We start from the raw sequence: 897 nt of genomic DNA, 5'->3' as shown, positions 1-897 counted from the left end.
GCTATTTTCGGCAGCTCTTTTGTCATACGAGTCCCTATGTTCCAGCCAACAATCTTCCGAGAATAGAGGTCCATAACACTCGCTAAATAAACCCATCCCTCCATTGTCCATACGTAGGTAATATCCGCAACCCAGACTAAGCCAGGAGCTGGTACCTTAAACTGACGCTTTACGAGGTTAGGGTAAACCGGCAACGAATGTCCAGAATCGGTTGTCGCTTTATATTTAAACGCAGGAGTTGCTTTAAGTCCGAGCTCTTTCATCTTTCTGCCTACTGTTTTCAGGCTGATGTCATAGCCGGCTTCCATTAAATCATCGTGAACCCTAGGGCTACCGTAGGTAGCTCCACTCGTATAGAAAGACTCCTTGATTTTCTCTTTTATTTCACGATCCCAGACAGACCTCTTGTTTTCCTTTGTTCTACCTTCCTTCAGCCATTTATAGTAGCCACTTTGTGATACCATCATCACTTTGCACATTCTCCAGATCGCATGATTATGACGTTGTTCATAAATAAAGCGAAAGACTACTCTGGCTTTTTTGTGAAGAAGTGCATGGCCTTTTTTAAGATTTCATTTTCCTCCTCTAGCGCACGTATTCTTTTTTGATAAGCATCATCTCGTTTCTTTTGTTCTGTTGGCGTAATGTAATCCTCTTGCGGAGTAGGAAATTTGATTTTTTGCTTGTACTCATTGACCCATCGGCTAATCGACTGATGGGGAATGTCTAGCTCACGACTAAGATCACTCATCTTTTTCCCCTCATTAACTACAAGCTTCGCGACATATTCTCGGTACTCTAAAGACTTTCTTTTCATGTGGACACGTCCCCTAAATTAGTTTTGTTTAAGTATAAAGAATTCTCACAAGGATGTCTCCACTTTTAAGACTAATTTAA

2 protein-coding genes are annotated in these 897 nt (G+C 41.4%); both read right to left on the bottom strand.

The window, feature by feature from the left end:
* On the bottom strand, positions 1-515 hold a 515-nt coding region (locus M3206_RS18680), incomplete at its 3' end, for an IS3 family transposase (protein ID WP_251314029.1).
* Between the two features lie 11 nt (positions 516-526).
* Positions 527-817 carry a transposase gene (locus M3206_RS18675; RefSeq protein ID WP_251314028.1) on the bottom strand — a complete coding sequence of 97 codons (291 nt, stop codon included), beginning with the start codon at positions 815-817 and terminating at the stop codon, positions 527-529.
* Positions 818-897 lie beyond the last annotated feature (80 nt).

Origin of the sequence: Fictibacillus phosphorivorans, assembly GCF_023715845.1 — a bacterium.
Taxonomy (GTDB): domain Bacteria; phylum Bacillota; class Bacilli; order Bacillales; family Fictibacillaceae; genus Fictibacillus; species Fictibacillus phosphorivorans_D.
This window is presented reverse-complemented; position numbering and strand designations above follow the sequence as displayed.

Bases quoted from the DNA above. Each gene is read 5' to 3' on its own strand.
- M3206_RS18675 (WP_251314028.1), bottom strand. From the start codon at position 817: ATGAAAAGAAAGTCTTTAGAGTACCGAGAATATGTCGCGAAGCTTGTA.